Here is a 20,756-nt window from a genome sequence, read left to right on the forward strand (position 1 = left end):
AAAAAATATCTGCCTTGTTTTTTAATTAAAAATTTTAAATTATATGGAAAAAACATGGCGTTGGTTTGGGAAGAACGATAAAATTAAATTACAAACCCTTTTACAAATTGGGGTGGAAGGTATTGTATCTGCCTTACACGATATTCCTAATGGAGAAATCTGGAGCTTAGAGGCTGTTAACGATTACAAAAATTATATAGAGAGTCACGGTCTTCGCTGGTCTGTTGTGGAGAGTCTTCCCGTAAGCGAAGCGATCAAATACGGAGGAGAAGACCGTGATTTTTTAATAGAAAATTATATTAAAAGTCTCGAAAACTTAGGAAAAGCAGGCATTACTACAGTCTGCTACAACTTCATGCCGGTTTTAGACTGGGCAAGAACAGATCTTTTCCACGAGTGGGAAGACGGTTCATCATCATTGTACTTTAATAAAGCAAGATTTGCTTATTTTGAAATTCATATTCTTAAAAGAGAAGGAGCAGAAAAAGATTACACTCAGGAAATTCTTCAAAAAGTTGAAGAACTTAAAAATACACTCACAGAAAAAGATAACCATGATCTGATCGATTCAGTTATTGTGAAAACACAGGGATTCGTCAACGGAAACATAAGAGAAGGCGAATTAAATCCAGTAGAAAAGTTCAACAATTTACTAGCTTTATATGATGGGATTGATAAAAATCAGCTTCGCGAAAACCTGAAATATTTCCTCGAAAAAATAATGCCGGTTTGTGAAGAATGGAATATCCAGATGTGTATTCATCCCGATGATCCGCCTTTCGCTTTACTCGGTTTACCCAGAATTGTAACGAACGAAGAAGATATCGACTGGTTCCTGAATGCCGTAGACAATCCTCATAACGGATTAACTTTCTGCGCAGGTTCTCTGAGTGCCAATCTACAAAATGATGTTCCGAAACTGGCTCAGAAATTTGCTCACAGAACAAAATTTGTTCATCTCAGAAGCACCAATGTTTTTGAAAACGGAGACTTTATTGAAGCACATCATTTAGGCGGAAGAGGAAAGTTAATCGATGTAGTAAGGGTATTTGAAAAAGAAAATCCCGATCTGCCCATGAGAATCGATCACGGAAGATTGTTGTCGGAAGATACAGATAAAGGCTATAATCCGGGGTATTCTTTCCTGGGAAGAATGTTGGCTTTAGGACAGATAGAAGGAGTAATGGCAGCCGTACAGAACGAAATGAACAAAAAACTTTAGGAAAAAGAACCCGAAGGGTTCAATACAAATAACCGTAGGTGAAACCTATGGCAAACAGAATACAATGAACAGCGAACCCGAAGGGTTCAATATCAACCATCATTCATCAAAAATAAAAAATGAACGAAATATTCAGTATAAAAGATAAAGTCGCAGTCATTACAGGAGCTTCCGGCGTTTTGGGAGGAAGCCTTGCCAAAAGTTTTATCGAAGCCGGTGCAAAAGTGGTGATGTTAGGAAGAAACCACGAAACACTGCAGTCCCGTGTAAAGGAACTTGCAGGTTCAGAAGATAATGCATTTGCCGTGGAAGCCAATGTAATGAACATTGAAAGTCTGGAAAATGCATCAGAAAAAATCATCGAAAAATATGGTAAAATAGATATTTTGCTGAACATCGCCGGAGGAAATATTCCTTCAGCAACCTTATCTCCCGAACAGTCATTTTTCGACATGAATATCAGCGGATGGGATGAGGTTACTGCTCTTAATATCAACGGAACCGTTTATCCTAGCTATGTTTTCGGAAAAATAATGGCGGAACAGAAAAGCGGCAGCATTGTTAATATTTCATCAATGGCAGCGTATTCTGCAATTACAAGAGTCGCCGGATATTCGGCGGCAAAATCCGCAATTACCAATTTTACCCAATGGCTGGCTTCCGACCTTGCTTTAAAATTCGGAGATAAAATCCGTGTAAATGCAGTAGCACCGGGATTTTTCATCGGAGATCAGAACCGTGCCATTTTACTGAATCCTGATGGATCTTTAACGGACAGAAGCAAAAAAGTAATTGCCAAAACACCCATGCAGAGATTCGGGGAAGTGGAAGAGTTAAACGGAACTGTACAGTTTCTCTGTTCAGATGCCGCAAGCTTCATTACCGGAGCTTTAATTCCCGTTGATGGAGGTTTTAGTGCTTTCAGCGGAGTTTAATTTTTTTTAAATTGAATAATGAGTCATTTCATTAAAAATAAAGACATTTTCGGAGATTCGTTTTTGTTGGGATCAGCAAAAGCAGAGAACCTCTATTTTGGCTATGCGGAAGGAATGCCCATCATCGATTATCATAATCATCTGGAACCTGATGTCATTTCACATAACCGGAATTTCCGTTCCCCTACGGCGATCTGGCTGGATGGCGACCATTACAAATGGCGCGCGATGCGGAATTTCGGGATTGATGAACATTTCATTTCAGGAAAAGCAGCCGATAATGAAAAATTCCTTAAGTGGGCAGAAACCGTTCCTTATACGCTTCGGAATCCGTTATTTCACTGGACTCATCTTGAGCTAAAAAATACTTTTGGAATTAAGGAATATTTGTCCGGTAAAAATGCGACAGATGTTTACAGCTCAATGCAGGATTCCTTACAGAAACCTGATTTTACACCACAGAATTTGCTCAGAAATTATAAAGTGGAAGCACTTTGTACAACAGATGATCCTTCGGATGAGCTGGATCATCATAAAAAATTAAGAGCAGGTAATTTCAGTACAACCGTTCTGCCGAGTTTCCGGCCGGATATTTACATTAATATTATTGATCCCGAATCGTATATTCTCAACCTTAAAAAACTCGAAAAAGCTTCCGGAATCAATATCAGTTCGGTTTCCGATTTATTGAATGCACTTAGGTCAAGAATCAATTATTTTGATGAGGTTGGAGCTAAAGTTTCCGATCATGGGTTTGAATATTTTCCTGATACAACGAAATGGAGCTCAGATCTGGAAAAAGAGTTTTCAGAATTTCTGAAAGGCAACAAACCTGCATTTTCCAATCCGGATGCGCTTTGCGGATTTCTTTTAAAAGAACTTTGCAAAATGTATTCTGATAAAGGCTGGGTTCAGCAGTTCCACGTAGGTGCCACAAGAAATAACAATTCCCTCATGCTGAAAAGTATTGGCGCAAATACAGGTTTCGATGCAATCGGAGAGCAGTATTTTGCTCAAAGGATGAGTGTTCTTTTTGATGAACTCAATTCCGAAGACAAACTTGCAAAAACAATTATTTACAATTTAAATCCGGCTTATAATGAAGTTCTGGCTTCTCTTGCAGGCAATTTCAACCAATCCGGAATCCGCTCAAAAATACAATTTGGTGCTGCATGGTGGTTTCTGGATCAGTTGGATGGAATGCAGAAGCAGATGAACACCCTTTCGAATATTGGATTAATAAGCACTTTTGTCGGAATGCTTACCGATTCCAGAAGTTTCCTTTCGTTTTCAAGACACGAATATTTCAGGAGATTGCTTTGTAACATGTTCGGAAGAGAAATGGAAGAAGGGCTTCTTCCCGATGACGAAAAATGGGTTGGAGCGATAATTCAGGATATCTGTTACTACAACGCCAAAAATTATTTCAATTTTTAAGAATGGATCAGGGAAATTCAAATAAAATTTTATGCTTCGGAGAACTGCTTTTGCACTTTGCTCCGGATTCTCATGGAAATTGGCTGGAAAATCAGTCCGTTAAAATTTATATAGGCGGAGCTGAATATAATGTGGCTTCCGCACTTTCCAAATGGGGAAATAAGGTTTCTTTGTATTCCGCATTACCGGAAAATTATCTGGGAAATCAATTGGAATTAAAATTAAATCAGGAAAAAATAGAAATCCTCGCAGAAAGATCAAATGGCAGACTGGGAAGCTTTTATCTTCCTTTTCATGGCGATATGCAGAATGCCAAAGTGATCTACGATCGTTTTCCTTCCGTTTTTTCAGAATCAGACTTTTCAGGATTTTCCGATGACGAAGTTTTTCAGGATATTACATGGCTTCATATAAGCACAATTACGCTTACTTTGAGCGAGAATGCTTTTCAAAAATGTTTTGATTTGATGAAGAAAGCCAATGCCCGGAATATCAAAGTTTCTCTGGATCTGAATTACCGTGCTTCTCTTTGGCAGAATCAGAATCCGTTTGATAAAATCTCAAAGCTGATGCCGTTTGTGAATGTTTTAATGGGAAATATATGGTCAATTCAGGAATTTCTGGACATTTCAATCCAATACGAATTGAATGGAAATTTTGATGATGAAAACCTTTTAAAACAGGCTGAAAAATCAGCTTTGGAAATTCAGAAATCTTATCCCAATGTAGAAAGCATTGCCAATACTTTCAGATTCACAAAAGGAGATGAAGTGCATTATTTTGCGACCCTGTATTCCGAAGGGAAATTATTCATATCAGAACACTACTATTCTGATAAAATTCTGGAAAGAGTAGGCAGCGGAGATTCTTTCATGGCGGCTCTTATTCACGGGATCATCAAAGGAAATGCAAACCAGAGAATTCTGGATGATGCTGTAAAAGTAGCCTTTAAAAAACTTTTTGTACAGGGCGATACCATCAACGAAACGATTAATATCAAGAATTTATGAGTTCAACAATCATACAAAAAATAAAAGGTCAGAAGATCGTTCCATTGTTTTACAATGAATCTTTCGAGGTTTCAAAATCCATTGTAGAATCGCTTTATAAAGCAGGAATCCGCGTTGTAGAATATACCAACCGTGGAGCATCTGCTTTACAAAATTTCAGAAAACTGAAAGAACTGTCAGCGACAGAATTTCCGGAACTCTTCTTAGGAATAGGAACCGTAAAAAATGTAGCAGAGATGAATGAATACGTAAATGCGGGTGCAGACTTTATCATTACACCGGTGATTGATGAGTCTATTGTGAAAAATGCCTCGGAAAGAAATATTTTACTGATTCCGGGATGTTTTACGCCTTCAGAAATAAATCTTGCTTATCAGAACGGACTTAGAATGGTAAAAATATTTCCTGCGGATGTCGTAGGGAAAAAATACATCAGATCGATCCGGTAGGTTTTCCCCGAAATGGAATTTATGCTTAACGGCGGAATCAGCTCCGATCCGGAAGATATTCTCAGTTGGATGGAAAGTGGAGCTGTTGCGGTAGGACTCGGAAGTTCTCTGATTAATCTCAATCTTTCTTCCGCAGAATTAAAAGATAAGATGGAGAAATTATTAATTCAGTTAAAATCAAAATAAAATGCAGATACCTAAAACGAATCTCAGATGGTGGATGCTGTCTTTGGTTTTCCTCGCTACAACCATCAATTATCTTGATCGTCAGGTGATGGGATTGCTGAAACCAACATTAGAAACCGAATTCCACTGGGACGAAAAAGATTACAGCTATATTGTGATGGCTTTTACCGCAACATATGCATTAGGTTATCTGGCAATGGGACGTTTTATTGACAGAGTGGGAACCAAAATAGGTTATGCGGTTTCTTTGGTCGTGTGGAGTCTTGCTTCTATAGGACATGGTTTTGTGAAGAGTACAGTAGGATTTATCATGGCAAGAATGGCTTTAGGGCTTAGCGAAGCCGGAAATTTTCCCGCGGCTATAAAATCTGTTGCAGAATGGTTCCCGAAAAAAGAGAGGGCTTTGGCAACAGGAATTTTTAATTCGGGAGCAACGGTCGGGGCAATTCTTGCTCCTGTTCTTGTTCCTTTTATTCTGGGGCATTACGGATGGCAGCAGACTTTTGTCTGGATTGGTGCATTGGGTTTATTATGGATTATTCTTTGGTGGAAATTCTATTACACACCGGAAAAATCGAAGCTTTTAAGTCAGGAAGAACTTCAATACATTAAAAGTGACCAGCAAACCCAGTCTGAGTCTCATGAAAAAATTCCTTTGTCAGAATTATTGAAATACAAAGTAACATGGTCATTTGCCATCGGAAAAATAATGACAGACCCCATCTGGTATTTCTTCATGTTTTGGCTGCCCGCTTATTTTTCCGATGTTTTCAAAATGGATTTAACCAAACCTTCTATTCCATTAATCGTTATTTACAGCGGAACCACCATCGGAAGCATTGGCGGCGGTTATCTGTCATCTTTTTTAATTAAAAAAGGCTGGGCGATCGGAAGAGCGAGAAGCATCGTGATGCTGTTGTTTGCATTAATGGTAGTACCGGTAATGTTTTCAAAATATGTAGAAAATATGTGGATAATAACGGTTATTATAGCTTTTGCAACCGCTGCGCATCAAGGTTGGGGAGCAAATCTGATGACAACTGTTGGCGACAGATTACCCAATAGCCATGTAAGTTCCGTGATCGGATTTGGCGGAATGCTCGGTTCGGCGGCAGGAATCATTTTCCCTCTGTTCATTGGTGTTGTTCTGGATACATTTAAAAAATCAGGAAATATTAACGGAGGATATAACATCATTTTCTTTATTGCAGGAATCTCTTATGTTGCCGCATGGCTGATCATAAAACTTATTAATAGGAAATCTGTAACTGAAGAGTTAAACAAGAATTAAAATTGCATCTGCTTTTAATGAGGAATAAAATACAGCTTTGAAAGATTTAAAAAGGTCAGATTCAATATTTTTCTGACAAGATTAAAAAGCATAAATACCATATTAAACAATAATCTAAAAATATAATAATGAGACAGAGAATAATGCATTCGATTTTTTTAAGAAATAAACTTACTTTGTTGGCTGCTGCCTCTTGGCTTTCTGTAAGTCATTTTTCTGCACAGACTTTCTCAGATTTTACCTATCGTGGAAACGACAAAATATACAACGAAAATCCCCTGAAACCGGACGAATTTTACTCCCCGATTCTTCAGGGCTGTTATCCCGATCCAAGTATTACAAAAAAAGGAGATGACTATTATTTGGTAAATTCTTCTTTCTCAATGTTTCCCGGAGTTCCTATTTTCACTTCCAAGGATCTGGTGAATTGGAAGCAGGTCGGTCACGTTTTGGACAGACCTTCCCAGCTTAAGGTAGAAAAAGGCGGTGTTTCACAGGGAATTTATGCGCCGGATATCAAATACAACAAATTCAACGATACATTTTATATGATTACCACCCAGATTGCAGGTGGAGTCGGGAATATGGTCGTGAAAACCAAAGATCCGGCAAAAGGATGGAGCGAAGTACAAAAGCTGAATTTTGACGGGATTGATCCTGCCATTTTCTTTGATGATGACGGAAAAGCATACATTGTTCATAACGATGCGCCGCCAAAAGGAACCGAGCAGTATCAAGGTCACCGTGTTATAAAAATGTGGGATTACGATCTGGAAAAAGATCAGGTTGTCGCAGGTTCAGACAAAATTATCGTGAACGGAGGAGTAGACCTTTCCCAAAAACCAATCTGGATTGAAGGTCCTCATTTATACAAATACAAAGGAAAATATTACCTGATGTGTGCAGAAGGCGGAACTGGAGGCAACCATAGCGAAGTCGTTTTTATGGCAGATTCTCCAAAAGGCCCGTTTGTTCCGGCTAAAAACAATCCAATTCTTACCCAAAGATATTTTCCAAGAGACAGAAAAGAAAAAGTAGATTGGGCAGGTCATGCAGATTTGGTGGAAGGTCCGAACGGGCAATGGTACGGTGTATTTTTAGCCATTCGTCCTAATGTCAATAATCGGGTTAATAAAGGCAGGGAAACCTTCATTCTTCCTGTTGACTGGAGCGGAACATATCCTGTATTTCAAAATGGTTTGGTTCCGATGAAGCCAAAATTGAAAATGCCACAAGGCGTTCAGAATCAGACCGGACAAAACGGATTTTTTCCGAACGGAAATTTTACCTACAATGATAAATTAACCGATAAAAATCTGGATTTCCGTTGGATTGCAATGCGTGGACCTCGCGAAAATTTTATCACCACTACAAAATCAGGTGTAAAAGTGAATCCTATGGAGACAAATATCAAAGCTTTAGCTCCTGTTTCTGCACTATTCCACCGATTGCAGCACGAAGATTTTGAAACCTCCGTAACGCTTGATTTTAAACCTAAATCCGAAAAAGAACTGGCAGGAATCACTTGCTACCAAAGTGAAAGATTCAACTACGTTTTCGGGATTACGAAAAAAGACAAAGATTTCTACATTGTTTTGGAAAGAACAGAAAAAGGGGAATCCAGACTGTTAGCAAGCGAAAAAATTTCACTTTCAAAAAATATTAAATTTCAGGTAACAGGAGAAAAAGATGAAATCAGCTTCAGCTATTCTTTGGATGGCAGAAACTTTAAAAATCTCGGCGGTCCGGTTTCGGGAAATATCCTTTCTACCGATGTTGCTGGTGGATTTACAGGAAGTCTGATTGGATTATACAGTACTTCCTCCAATGATATTGTGCCGAATTAATAGTAAAAGCAATCACCCGGAATATGAATAGGAACGGGCTTTAGCCCGTTTTTCAAAAAAGAACAGCCAATTCGGCTTTAGCCAAAATAAAAGATCATACAGGCTTTTAAAAAGCTATTTGGATTTACAATAGGTTGATTATCAGTAATGTCAAGCTGAGTTTGTCAAAGAGTTTTTTAGATTGATTAAAACCAAACCAAAATTGCAAAAACGTGAAAATTAATAGACCATTTTATATAGTTTCTTTTTTGGGATTTATCTGGCTGAATCCACTTTCAGCCCAGATAAATCATTCTGAAAAGACGACAACCCACTTTACCAATCCCATCATTTGGGCGGATGCTCCGGATTTATCAATCACGAGAAACGGTGACGATTTTTATCTGATAAGCACCACCATGCATCTGATGCCGGGAGCTCCGGTAATGCATTCCAGAGATTTGGTACACTGGGAAATATCGAGCTATGTTTTTGATACACTGAATGATAATTCTAAATATAACTTGATAAACGGAACTGTTTACGGACGTGGACAATGGGCTTCTTCCATCCGTTATCACAAAGGAAAATACTACGTTTTGTTTTCCCCGAACGACGAGCCTTTCAAATCCTATTTTTATGTTACCGACAATCCTGAAAAAGGAAACTGGAAACTCATCACGAGAACCAGGCATTTTCATGATGCCTCTTTGCTGTTTGATGATGATGATCGGGTATATGTCTTTACCTCAAACAAAGTTTTTGAACTGAGTCCCGATTTTAAAACCATTATCGGAAATCAGGACGGAACAGAAGTCTTTCAGAAAGATGAATCAGAAACCGGACTTTTGGAAGGCAACCAGATCATTAAAAAAGACGGAAAATATTATATGATGATGATTTCCTGGCCAAGAGGCGGAAAACGCCGTCAGGAAGTGTACAGAGCCGATAAAGTTACCGGACCGTACGAAAAAAAGATCGTTCTGGAAGACAATTTTCTTGGATTTTCTTACGCCGGACAGGGTGCTTTGATTGACGATAAGAATGGCAACTGGTATTCCCTGATCTTTCAGGACAGAAATGGAGTAGGAAGAGTTCCGGTTTTGCTTCCCGTGAAATGGGAAAACGACTGGCCGGTTTTAGGTGACAACGGAAAAGTACCTTTGACGGGTGAAGTTCCGTTTCCCACCTTCAAACCAAAAAATCATCTGATAGAAAGCGACGAATTTTCCGGCAAAAAAATGAAAATTCAATGGCAGTGGAATCATAATCCTGTCAATTCAGCATGGTCCCTATCCGAAAGAAAAGGCTTCCTAAGGTTGAAAACAAGCAGAGTAGTGGATAATTTGTATCTCGCTCCAAACACCTTAACGCAGAGAATGGAAGGTCCTAAATCCAGCGGCATTGTTTCTTTAAATGTGAAAGGAATGAAAGACGGCGATGTTGCAGGTTTCAGTGCTTTCAACGGTGACTCAGGCATTTTGTCTGTCATAATGGAAGGTGGTGAAAAATTTATTGTTTTTTCAGCTGATGCGGTCAGTTTAGATAATAAAACCAAGTCAGTTATAAGCGTTAAAAAAGAAGAGAAAAAGCGTATTTCCCTGAATTCCGATACCATTTATTTTAGAATTGATGCAGATTTCAACCTCGGAAAAGATCTGGCAGATTTCTATTACAGTACCGATCAGAAAAACTGGACCGAAATGGAAAAAGGATACAAAATGATTTTCGATTACCGAAGATTTTTTATGGGTTCCAAGTTGGCAATCTTCAATTATGCAACCAGGAATCTGGGCGGTTTTGTAGATGTCGATTTTTTCAGAGTCAATACCATTTCAGAGTAATGAATGTGGGATTATTTTTTTGGTAGCTTATCCGTCTTCTACTCCCGCTTTTTTATTCGTCGTTTCTCCTCACAAAAAGAGCTTCGTTCAAGCCGGGCTACGAGAGATTCGCTGTTTAAAAAGAGATATGAGCTCCGTAGGAGCATTCTGTTAATAGAAAAAAGTTGCGTCACCAAAACAAAGCCTCGTAGAGGCGAACTGTTAATAAAACAGACTATAAAATTTAAAAAACAAATCCATTTACATGAATGATTTTTTTATCAAAATCAATAAGTGTAAAACTTACAAATAAAAATCATGAACAGATCCATCATATTAACAGTCACTTTCATGTTATCCGGAGTCCTTTTTTCTGCACAGACTTCCGATAAACAGGCACCACAGGGTTTTGATGTAGAAAATCCTACAATTTCCCACGGAAAAATCGATACGGTTCAATATGTTTCAAAAACGGTAGGAACGACTAGAAAAGCACTGATTTACACACCACCCGGATTCAAAAAAGGAAATAAATACCCTGTTCTTTATCTTCTTCACGGCATCGGCGGAGACGAAAAAGAATGGTTCAATCAGGGAAAACCAAATGTTATTCTCGATAATCTATACGCACAGGGAAAACTGCAGCCAATGATTGTTGTTTTACCGAACGGAAGAGCAATGAAGAATGACAGAGCAACAGGAAATATTATGGCTCCGGATAAAGTAGAAGCCTTTATAACCTTCGAAAAAGATCTGCTGAATGATCTGATTCCCTTTGTAGAAAAAAAATATCCTGTTAAAAAAGACAGAGAAAGCAGGGCTTTGGCAGGCCTTTCAATGGGAGGCGGACAAACCCAGAATTTTGCTTTCGGAAACATCGATAAATTTGCATGGTTGGGTTCATTTTCTTCAGCGCCCAACACCAAAGAGCCCTATAAGCTTTTGCCCAATCCACAAGATGCTCTGAAGCTGAAGCTCATTTTTATTTCCTGTGGCGATGCAGACGGACTGATGCCTTTCAGTAAGAGAACCAGCGATTATCTCAAAAAAAATAAAATCCCCCATATTTTTTACATAGAACCGGGCGGTCACGACTTTAAGGTCTGGAAAAATGATTTATATATCTTTTCACAGCTTTTATTTAAGCCTGTCGATAAATCTCAGTTCAGTAATTTTACGGTTTTGGGAACACCCGAAGCAACCAATATCAGGAATGCACAGTATCCCAAAATTCTTCCCGACGGAAGAGTGATGTTTAAAATCAAAGCTCCGGAAGCGCAAAAAGTGCAGATCGATTTAGAAAAAAAAGATGCCCTGAAAAAAGAGTCAGATAGTTTTTGGATTGGTACAACAGATCCTCAAAGCGGAAGTTTTCATTACTATTCGAATCGATATTCCTTTTGAAGGCGATGATTTTTATGCCTTAAAAGACGTTCCTCACGGGGACATCCGCATTAAAAATTTTTATTCCAAAGTCATTTAAAATATGAAAAAAATAATGTTAAATCTCTGTCTGGTAGGCTTTTCAGGAATGTTATATTCGCAGAATCCCATTATTCAGACCAGCTATACCGCCGATCCGGCTCCAATGGTGTACAACGACAGACTTTACGTTTACACCACCCATGATGAAGATGATTCCACATGGTTTACGATGAACGACTGGAAAGTCTATTCCACCAACGATATGGTGAACTGGACCGATCATGGAACCATTCTTTCCTACAGCGATTTCGACTGGGCAAAACGTGATGCATGGGCGGCACAGTGCGTGGAAAGGAACGGTAAATTTTTTATGTACGTTCCGATGTGGTCTAAAACCAATAATAAAGGAGCGATTGGTGTTGCGGTGGGAGACAGTCCGTTCGGGCCGTTTCATGATCCGCTTGGAAAACCTCTTGTGCAAAGCGAATGGGGCGACATCGATCCGACGGTTTTTATTGATGACGACGGACAGGCGCATATGTACTGGGGAAATCCAAAACTCAAATATGTAAAACTGAATCAGGACATGATTTCTTACTCCGGCGAGATTGTTGAAGTTCCCATGACAGCAAAATCTTTCGGGAAAAGAGACGGAAAAGAAAATCCTGAAAGACCAACAAAATATGAAGAAGGACCTTGGTTATATAAAAGAAAAGATCTGTATTATCTCTTCTGGCCGGGCGGTCCGCTTCCCGAATTCATAGGCTACTCCACAAGCAAAAGCGCAAAAGGACCATGGAAATATGGCGGTATTGTAATGCCAACCGAAGGGAAATCGTTTACCAATCATCCCGGAATTGTTGATTTCAGAGAAAAAACCTATTTCTTTTATCACAACGGTGCTTTGCTGGGAGGAAGCGGATTTACAAGATCTGTAAGTGTGGAGGAACTCAATTTTAATAAAGACGGTTCGGTTGTACCCATCAAAATGACGAATGGAATTTCCAAAGCCATTGCAGCCATTAATCCTTACTCGTTTAATCAGGCTGAAACAATTGCATGGTCTGAAAATGTAAAATCTTATCAGAACAAAGCAGCAGGGGTTTTTATCAAAGCAAAAAAAAGCGGCGCTTATACCAGTGTGAAAAATGTGGATTTTGGCAGAAAAGGAGCCGCTACATTTTCAGCAAGAGTTGGGACAACACACAACAGTGACGTGACAATGGATGTTCGTCTGGACGGTATTAACGGATCATTGGTTGCCACAGTAAAAGTTCCTTTAACCGGCGGAGACGACCGTTGGGAAACCGTGAAAACAGAACTGAAGGAAAAAATTACTGGCGTTCACGATGTGCACTTTGTATTTAATGGAAAAGCACCTAAAGATATTATGTTTTTCGATTATTGGACTTTTCTTGAAAATAACTAATTATGATTAAAATATCCTACCTCTCCATATTGTTGTTGTTCCTCACCGGAATTTCAGGTTTTGCACAGGTCGCAGAAATCTCAAGTCCCGATGGAAAATTAAAATTAAATGTCTTTGCTGAAAACGGAAAAGCTCTTTACAATCTTAGTTTTCAGGGAAAAATAATGTTGGAAAAATCTCCTTTAGGTCTTATTACCAATGAATCTGATTTTTCTGAAAATTTGAAATTCGTCGACAGCAAAAAAGATAAAATTTCTAAAAATTATACCAACGAAAAAATTAAAAAATCACAAGTCAGTTACACGGCAAATACTTTAGCGGTCAGTTTCAAGAATGCAGACAATTTCACTATGGGAATCGAATTTCAGTTGAGCAATAACAATCTGGCTTTCAGATATGAAATTCAGCCTATGAAAGACCATTTAAGTGCGGTCGTACAGTCAGAAACTACAGGTTACAGATTCCCGGCTCAAACCACAACTTTCCTTTCTCCAATGATGAAACCGATGACAGGTTTTGCCAGAACGGCACCAAGCTACGAAAGTGGTTATAAAGCTGATGCAGAATTAGGAATAAAATCTGATTATGGTTACGTTTTTCCGGGATTGTTTCATGTCGGAAGCGATGGATGGATTTTATTGTCTGAAACTGGTGTAAACAGTCTCTACTGCGCTTCTCATTTGGATACAACCCCAGAAAAAAATCTTTATCGGATAGCTTACCCGAATAAGGCTGAAAACAATGGATTCGGAAGCGTAGGAGCCGCCATTTCACTTCCCGGAAAAACACCTTGGAGAACCATCACCATTGGCGATTCTTTAAAACCGATTGTGGAAACAACGATTCCTTTTGATGTTGTGGAGCCAATGTATGAACCCTCACAGAAATATACTTTCGGAAGATCAACCTGGAGCTGGATTTTGTGGCAGGACAACAGCATGAATTATAAAGATCAAAGCCTTTTTATCGATTTAGCATCAGAAATGGGGTATGAATACATTCTGATCGATGCGCTTTGGGACAAAAACATCGGCAAAGAAAGAATGAAAGATCTCATTCAATATGCCAGATCCAAAAATGTAGGCGTATTGCTTTGGTACAATTCCAATGGTGCTTCCAATGATGCGCCTATGGGACCGAGAAACAAAATGAGTTCCTCCATAGAACGCAAAAAAGAAATGAAATGGCTGAAAGAAGCAGGTGTACAAGGGCTGAAAGTCGATTTTTTCGGTGGCGATAAGCAGGAAACAATGCGCCTTTATGAAGACATCCTTTCCGATGCCAATGATTTTGGGTTAAAGATTATTTTTCACGGAGCAACATTACCGAGAGGCTGGGAAGTAATGTACCCAAATTATGCCGGAAGCGAAGCTGTTTTAGCATCCGAAATGCTCTATTTTTCCGAAGATATTCGCAAGCAGGAAGCTTTTTTCGCCTCGCTGCATCCCTTCATCAGAAATACCGTCGGAAGTATGGAGTTTGGCGGGACTTTTCTCAATAAATATTTAATGAAATCCAACAAAGCCAAGAATAAAAGATACACAACAGACAGTTTTCAGTTGGCAACGGCGGTTCTGTTTCAGAATCCGGTTCAGATGTTTGGAGTAACACCGAACAATCTGAACGATGCCCCAAAATTTCAGCTTGATTTTATGAAGGAAATTCCCACACTTTGGGATGAAACGGTTTTTATAGACGGTTATCCAGGGAAATACTCTGTGATCGCAAGAAGACATCAGAATCAATGGTATGTTGCCGGAATTAATGCAGAAAAAACGGTAAAAAAATTGAAAATCAGTCTTCCTGTGTTTGCCGGAAAAACGGTGAAATTTATCAACGACGATGCTCAGGGAAATTCATCAGAAAAAGAAGTGAAAGTGAATGCAAAAGGTAATTTTAGTGTGGAAATTCAGCCAAACGGAGGATTTGTTTTGAGAAATTAATTGGTTTTGGGCAGCTTTTTCCGCCTTCCACTCCCGCTTTTTTGCCTCCGCTTTGCTGCGGCAAAAAGAGCTCCGTTCAAGTCGGGCTGCGAAGAGATTCGCTGCACTCAAAGAATCCGAAGGATTCAATATCAATAGCCATAGGTACAAACCTATGGAAAGAAATATGAATAAAATCAGAACCCTGAAAGGGTTAAATTTGACAAGCCATTCAAATTTTATTTAAATAGAAAATAAAAGATTATGAATCAGATAAAAATGTTTTTTCTCGTCATGGTATTCGGATGCTGTTTACAACTCAATGCAACAGAACCGTTCATCAGCAAAGAAAAAAATGCGGAAACAATCGTATTGAAAGAAAGATCAGTCCCTCTTTCGATTCTTGTCAGTTCCGGAATAGATACCGGAATTTTGAAAGCAGTTAAAAATCTGCAGTCCGATTTTCAGAAAGTAACAGGAAGTGAACCCAATATATTGAATCAGGTTTCGGAAATGAATTCTCCTTTAATCATCATCGGGGCAGTCGGAACAAAATCTGTAATTGATGATCTCATTAAACAGAAAAAAATTGATGGAAAATCTTTAACAGGGAAAAATGAAAAATACATCATTCAGAATGTAAGCCATCCATTTCCCGGCGTTTCTGAAGCAATCGTCATTGCCGGAAGCGACAAAAGAGGAACCATTTACGGCATCTACGAAATGTCTCAGCAAATCGGGGTTTCGCCATGGTATTATTGGGCAGATGTTCCGGTAGAGAAAAAAGAAAATGTATACTTCAAAAAAGGAACGTATACAGACGGAGAACCCGCAGTGGAATACCGTGGTATTTTTCTGAATGATGAAGAACCTTCGTTGGGAGGATGGGCAAGAGCAACTTTTGGAGGAATCAATTCTAAATTTTACGAAAAAGTTTTTGAGCTGATTTTAAGGCTGAAAGGAAATTATATCTGGCCTGCCATGTGGGGGAAAGCATTCTATGACGATGATCCTTTGAACGGATCTTTAGCCGATGAAATGGGAATTGTTGTGGGAACTTCGCATCATGAACCAATGGCTCAGGCTCAGACCGATTGGCATAGATATGTTACGAAAAATAATCTGCCAAATATCTGGGATTATTCCAAAAATGAAAAAGTTTTGCAGGAATTCTGGAAATTGGGGCTTGAAAGAAGCAAAAAATGGGAAAAATTAGTTACAGTAGGAATGCGTGGCGACGGTGATGAAGCGATGGGAGAGGGAACCAATATTTCCTTACTTGAAAAAATTGTAAAAGACCAGCGAAGAATCATTGCTGAGGTGACCGGTAAAAAAGCAGAAAAAACACCGCAGGTTTGGGCTTTGTACAAAGAAGTTCAGGAGTATTATGACAAAGGAATGCGGGTTCCGGATGATGTAATTCTATTATTCTGTGATGATAACTGGGGCAATGTGAGAAAACTTCCCGATCTTTCAAAACCTTTACACAAAGGCGGTTACGGGATGTATTACCACTTCGATTATGTGGGCGGACCGAGAAATTCAAAATGGATCAATATCAATCCGATTCAAAGAGTTTGGGAACAGATGAATCTTTCCTACGAACATAAAGTGGATAAAGTTTGGGTGGTAAATGTAGGAGATTTGAAGCCAATGGAATTCCCCATCAGTTTTTTCCTTGAAATGGCATGGAATCCGAAGCAGTTCAATTCAAAAAATCTTTTAGAATATACCGAAAAATGGGCAGCACAGCAGTTTGGTGAAAAGCACGCCAAAGAAATTGCGGGAATGATTAATCTGTATGCGAAATACAACCGTCGCGTTACGCCCGAAACACTGGACAGCAAAACATACAGTCTTGAAAACTACCATGAATTCGAAACTGTTTTAAATGATTACAGAGCATTGGCTGTTGATGCATTGCGCCTGAAAGAGCAGATCCCTGCAGAATATCAGGATGCTTATTATCAGCTGGTTCTTTATCCTATCGATGCTTGCAGCAATTTGTATGAAATGTATTACGCCGTTGCCAAAAACAAGGAATTGGCTGCCAGATATGATTTAAAAGCAAATTATTTTGCGGACAAGGTAAAAGAATGTTTTGAAAGAAATGCATATCTGGATCATAAATACAACAATGAAATTGCTTATGGGAAATGGAAACACATGATGGATCAGATGAGAATAGGATACAAAACTTGGGCAGACGGAAAAGAAAATATAATGCCTGAAGTAACCTATGTATATGATGATAATGCTTCCAAAGAAAAAATATTTCAGGAGAAAAACGGCTATATTTCAATAGAAGCGGAAAATTTTGCGAGAACCAGCCATTCAGACCGAATTCATTGGGAATTGATTCCGGATTTTGGGAAAACTAAATCCGGCGTGACTACCTTTCCACAGAATGCCTATCCAAAAGCGGATGAAAGTATTTATCTGGAATATGATATGAATTTTGAATCCAAAGGTGAATTCGAAGTCCAGTTGTTATTGGCGCCGACTTTGAATTTTAATCACAATAAAGGATTGCGTTATGAGATTTCCTTTGATGGCGGAACGCCGCAGATAGTTAATTTCAATGGTCATTACAGAGGCGAATTGGGAAGATGGCAATCCGAACATATTATTAAATCTGCAACAAAACACCAGATTTCACAACCCGGAAAACATACGCTGCGATTCAGAGTTCTTGAGCCGGGAATCGTTCTTGAAAAAATACTGATCGATACGGGAGGTTTACAGCCTTCTTATCTGGGTGCACCCGAAAGTGAAATTCTTCACTGAAAATCAGCAAATAGTAATAACAATCAATGCTTTGCTTATGAAACATTAATCTAATTTATCATTCTCTTTCTTTAAATATTGTTTTCAGCAAATACAGGACAAGGAAAACAGCAGAAGCTTTGTAACAAAACTTTATTTAAACCCGCTGCCTGATACAGTTCAGGGAATTTTCTTGATGGTTTTTCAATAATAAACTGTCTTGAAGGGGATTGTATATTCCATACTTTACTGAAAAATGATCAAAATTAAAACTAGAACATTATGAAAAAACGTTTAAACTTTTTAGCAATTCAATCTATTTTTCTGCTTTTTAGCAGTTTTTTTTACGGACAGCTTACCACCGTTAAAATCGATAAAAATACCTCGTATCAGAAAATAAAAGGATTCGGAGGATTTGTCTGCAGTCCGCAGTTCGCTTACAATCACATGACGACTTCCGAAATTCAGACGCTTTGGGGATCAGGAAGCGAAGGAGGCTATAATATCATGAGGCTCTATATTCCGGAGGACAGCAGCAACTGGAGTGCTGTATTACCAACGGCACAGTTAGCAAAATCAATGGGGCTTACCATTTTCGCAAGTCCGTGGACGATGCCTGCAGCCTGGAAAACCAATAACCATGTGAATGCCGTGTATACAGACGCCAACGGAGTGCAGCAGATAGGATATTTAAAGCCTGAAAATTATCAGGATTATGCATTGTATCTCAACAGTTTCGTTACCTATTTACAAACAAATGGAGTGGATCTGGATTACATTTCCATTCAGAATGAACCGGACGAAATGGCTCAATATCAGGGATGTATCTGGACTCCGACTCAGATGGCGACTTTTGTAAAAGATTACGGACATCTTATCAACTGCAAAGTCATTGCTCCGGAAAGTGTGGGTTTTACCGATAACTTTGCCAATGCAATGCTGAATACTGCTACAATGGCTAATTTCGAAGTTTACGGAGGACATCAGTACGGATTAATGCAGTCGGCTTACAAACAGTTCCAGAATTACAATAAAGAAATCTGGCAGACAGAATATCTGATTAATTGGAACTCCGGCAGCCAGACTCCGCGTGATTTTAGCTGGAACCTTGATGCTTTTAACTTTGCTTCAAGCATCAATAATTCCATGCTCGGAAATATCAATGCGTGGATTCATTATGCTTCAAAAAGATATTACGGATTAATGGGCGACGGAACCTACGGAACACCAACAGGAGTGATGTCTAAAAGAGGTTATATCCTTTCCCATTATGCAAAATACGTAACAGGAAAAACAAGAATTGATGCCAAATGGGAAGATAAAACCGGAGCTTTACAGGGATCTTCCTATATTTCCGCAGATGGTAACCAGATTGTTTTGATGGTCATTAATTCTTCTGCCAATACTTATAACCTGAAGGTCGATCTGCCTTTTTATACAACATCGGGAACAAAAGTCCTTACAAATGCTTCTTCCAATATGGTGACCACGCCGATTTCATTCAGTACACCCACTTTCCGTCCCGGAGCGGATATCGCTCCATCCAGCGTGATGACTTTCGTATTCAATAAAAGTGGCGACAGACCGGTTTCTCTGATGACAGGCGGAAATATCCATTACAATAAAATTGAGACACAAACAACCACCAATTCCGCTTTCGGAACTGCTTTTAACATCAGTAATACAACGGTAACATTTTCCAATCCAAGTCCTTTGATCAGTAATAATATGACTGCTTCAAACGGTTATCTTCAGTTGAACGACAGATACAACAAACTAATTTTACACGTTAACAGCTACACTACAGCCGGACAAAGCTATTCAGATAATACGACTCTGTATTATATCAACAGTCAGGGTATTGCAAAATCTTTCAACTACGGAAGGATCAATTTTCCGACAGGAGGAAATTTTGATATTACCCTTGATATTTCGAGACAGTTGCTTACCGACGGTTGTAAAGGAATTTTAGGACTTAGAAATTCAAATTACAGTTCCGTTCTTACCTTAAATTTAGGAGATGTTTATTTTAATGTAGGCAACGAAATTGCTTCAAAATTAGGCGGAACCTATTCAGACAGCGACAGCAATTTAATGGACGCATTGGAAAACGGCTACTTTACCTCACTGGATTTCAGGACAACTGCAGGAATTACCCCTTCAAATAACTGGCAGCCTCTAAGCGTAAATTCAAATAACATTTTTTATTTGAATTCTAATGTAAATTCTACCTCAAACAATGTAATTTCCGGAACAGCTTGTTCCAGCCTTGTCCTTTCAGATTTGGGCAAAGATTTTCAGGTTCCGTTTAATTTCAGCACGACATCAGCTTCTTACAGCAGAACTTTTAACGGGTACGAAACTTTGCTGTTACCTTTTGAAGCCAATATTCCTTCAGGAGTAGCGGTATATCTTATGTCGCCGGGCGCAACAGCGGTTTCGGGAACCCAGATTTCTGGCGGAACAATTCCTGCCAATACTCCGGTACTTGTGAATGCGACAGGAAACTATACTTTTACAGGAACAGGTAACGTTTCTACACCAAAAGCCATTACCGTAAATCAGATGAACGGAGTATATCATACCATAAAAGTTCCGGCTAATAGTTATGTCTTGAAAACAGAAGGCGGAGTAACAGGATTTTACAAAGTTGTTGCAGGAAACGAGCCGATGATTAATCCTTTCAGAGCATATCTTACCGAAGAAAATGTGTATTCCGCAAATATGCTTCCTCTAAATTTCTCAGTATTGGCTGCACAGGAAAACAGTCTGCAGAAAGATGCAATAAAGCTTTATCCTAATCCTGCAAAAACGGAAATTTTTGTTGAATTAAAAACTAAGGATGCAACGGCTAAAATTTATGATTCAAGAGGAGGCTTAGTAAAATGGGGATTGAAAATGAATGCCGGAAAAAATCGTATCGGAATCAACGACCTTTCTGCAGGAACCTATTTTATTGAAATTTCATCCGGAAACCAGAAAATAGGGTCACAGAAATTTATTAAACAATAATCTGTATATCAGTTAATTCATCA

General features: G+C 38.9%; 14 protein-coding genes. All 14 read left to right on the forward strand.

Going from position 1 to position 20,756, the window contains the following annotated elements; translation table 11 throughout:
* The first annotated feature begins 43 nt into the window (after positions 1-43).
* The 14 genes from uxuA to PFY09_RS00820 all read left to right on the forward strand — a co-directional run bounded on the left by uxuA (position 44) and on the right by PFY09_RS00820 (position 20,733).
* Positions 44-1,222, forward strand: a complete 1,179-nt coding sequence (uxuA, locus tag PFY09_RS00755) for a mannonate dehydratase (protein WP_271161063.1) — start codon at positions 44-46, stop codon at positions 1,220-1,222.
* Between the two features lie 119 nt (positions 1,223-1,341).
* Positions 1,342-2,157 carry an SDR family oxidoreductase gene (locus PFY09_RS00760; RefSeq protein ID WP_268054396.1) on the forward strand — a complete coding sequence of 272 codons (816 nt, stop codon included), beginning with the start codon at positions 1,342-1,344 and terminating at the stop codon, positions 2,155-2,157.
* An 18-nt stretch (positions 2,158-2,175) separates the two neighbouring features.
* Entirely contained in the window at positions 2,176-3,594 is a 1,419-nt protein-coding gene (gene uxaC / locus PFY09_RS00765) for a glucuronate isomerase (protein WP_271161064.1), read from the forward strand.
* Between the two features lie 2 nt (positions 3,595-3,596).
* Complete coding sequence (locus tag PFY09_RS00770; RefSeq protein ID WP_271161065.1) at positions 3,597-4,604, forward strand: PfkB family carbohydrate kinase; 1,008 nt, start codon at positions 3,597-3,599, stop codon at positions 4,602-4,604.
* On the forward strand, positions 4,601-5,053 hold the full coding sequence (locus PFY09_RS00775; protein WP_271161066.1) for a bifunctional 4-hydroxy-2-oxoglutarate aldolase/2-dehydro-3-deoxy-phosphogluconate aldolase: 453 nt from the start codon (positions 4,601-4,603) through the stop codon (positions 5,051-5,053). The genes PFY09_RS00770 and PFY09_RS00775 overlap by 4 nt, the downstream gene beginning before the upstream one ends.
* Positions 5,054-5,074: 21 nt before the next feature.
* Positions 5,075-5,239: a hypothetical protein gene (locus PFY09_RS00780; protein ID WP_271161067.1), complete on the forward strand. Its 165-nt coding sequence runs from the start codon at positions 5,075-5,077 to the stop codon at positions 5,237-5,239.
* 1 nt (position 5,240) lies between these two features.
* Positions 5,241-6,530 (forward strand): MFS transporter, encoded by a 1,290-nt coding sequence (locus PFY09_RS00785; protein WP_271161068.1) that lies wholly within the window; start codon positions 5,241-5,243, stop codon positions 6,528-6,530.
* Between the two features lie 128 nt (positions 6,531-6,658).
* A complete protein-coding gene (locus PFY09_RS00790; RefSeq protein WP_271161069.1) occupies positions 6,659-8,377 on the forward strand; it encodes a glycoside hydrolase family 43 protein in 1,719 nt (572 codons plus the stop codon).
* Between the two features lie 212 nt (positions 8,378-8,589).
* Positions 8,590-10,200 (forward strand): glycoside hydrolase family 43 protein, encoded by a 1,611-nt coding sequence (locus tag PFY09_RS00795; RefSeq protein ID WP_271161070.1) that lies wholly within the window; start codon positions 8,590-8,592, stop codon positions 10,198-10,200.
* Positions 10,201-10,497: 297 nt separating this feature from the next.
* The gene (locus PFY09_RS00800; protein WP_271161071.1) at positions 10,498-11,583 is read left to right on the forward strand and encodes an alpha/beta hydrolase-fold protein; all 1,086 of its coding nucleotides are present in this window, start codon (positions 10,498-10,500) and stop codon (positions 11,581-11,583) included.
* Between the two features lie 82 nt (positions 11,584-11,665).
* The gene (locus PFY09_RS00805; protein WP_271161072.1) at positions 11,666-13,033 is read left to right on the forward strand and encodes a glycoside hydrolase family 43 protein; all 1,368 of its coding nucleotides are present in this window, start codon (positions 11,666-11,668) and stop codon (positions 13,031-13,033) included.
* A gap of 2 nt (positions 13,034-13,035) precedes the next feature.
* Complete coding sequence (locus PFY09_RS00810) at positions 13,036-14,976, forward strand: glycoside hydrolase family 97 protein (protein WP_271161073.1); 1,941 nt, start codon at positions 13,036-13,038, stop codon at positions 14,974-14,976.
* Between the two features lie 243 nt (positions 14,977-15,219).
* Positions 15,220-17,742: a glycosyl hydrolase 115 family protein gene (locus PFY09_RS00815; RefSeq protein ID WP_271161074.1), complete on the forward strand. Its 2,523-nt coding sequence runs from the start codon at positions 15,220-15,222 to the stop codon at positions 17,740-17,742.
* Between the two features lie 261 nt (positions 17,743-18,003).
* On the forward strand, positions 18,004-20,733 hold the full coding sequence (locus tag PFY09_RS00820; RefSeq protein WP_271161075.1) for a T9SS type A sorting domain-containing protein: 2,730 nt from the start codon (positions 18,004-18,006) through the stop codon (positions 20,731-20,733).
* Positions 20,734-20,756: the final 23 nt, after the last annotated feature.

The sequence above is a fragment of the Chryseobacterium gambrini genome (assembly GCF_027920505.1).
Taxonomy (GTDB): domain Bacteria; phylum Bacteroidota; class Bacteroidia; order Flavobacteriales; family Weeksellaceae; genus Chryseobacterium; species Chryseobacterium gambrini.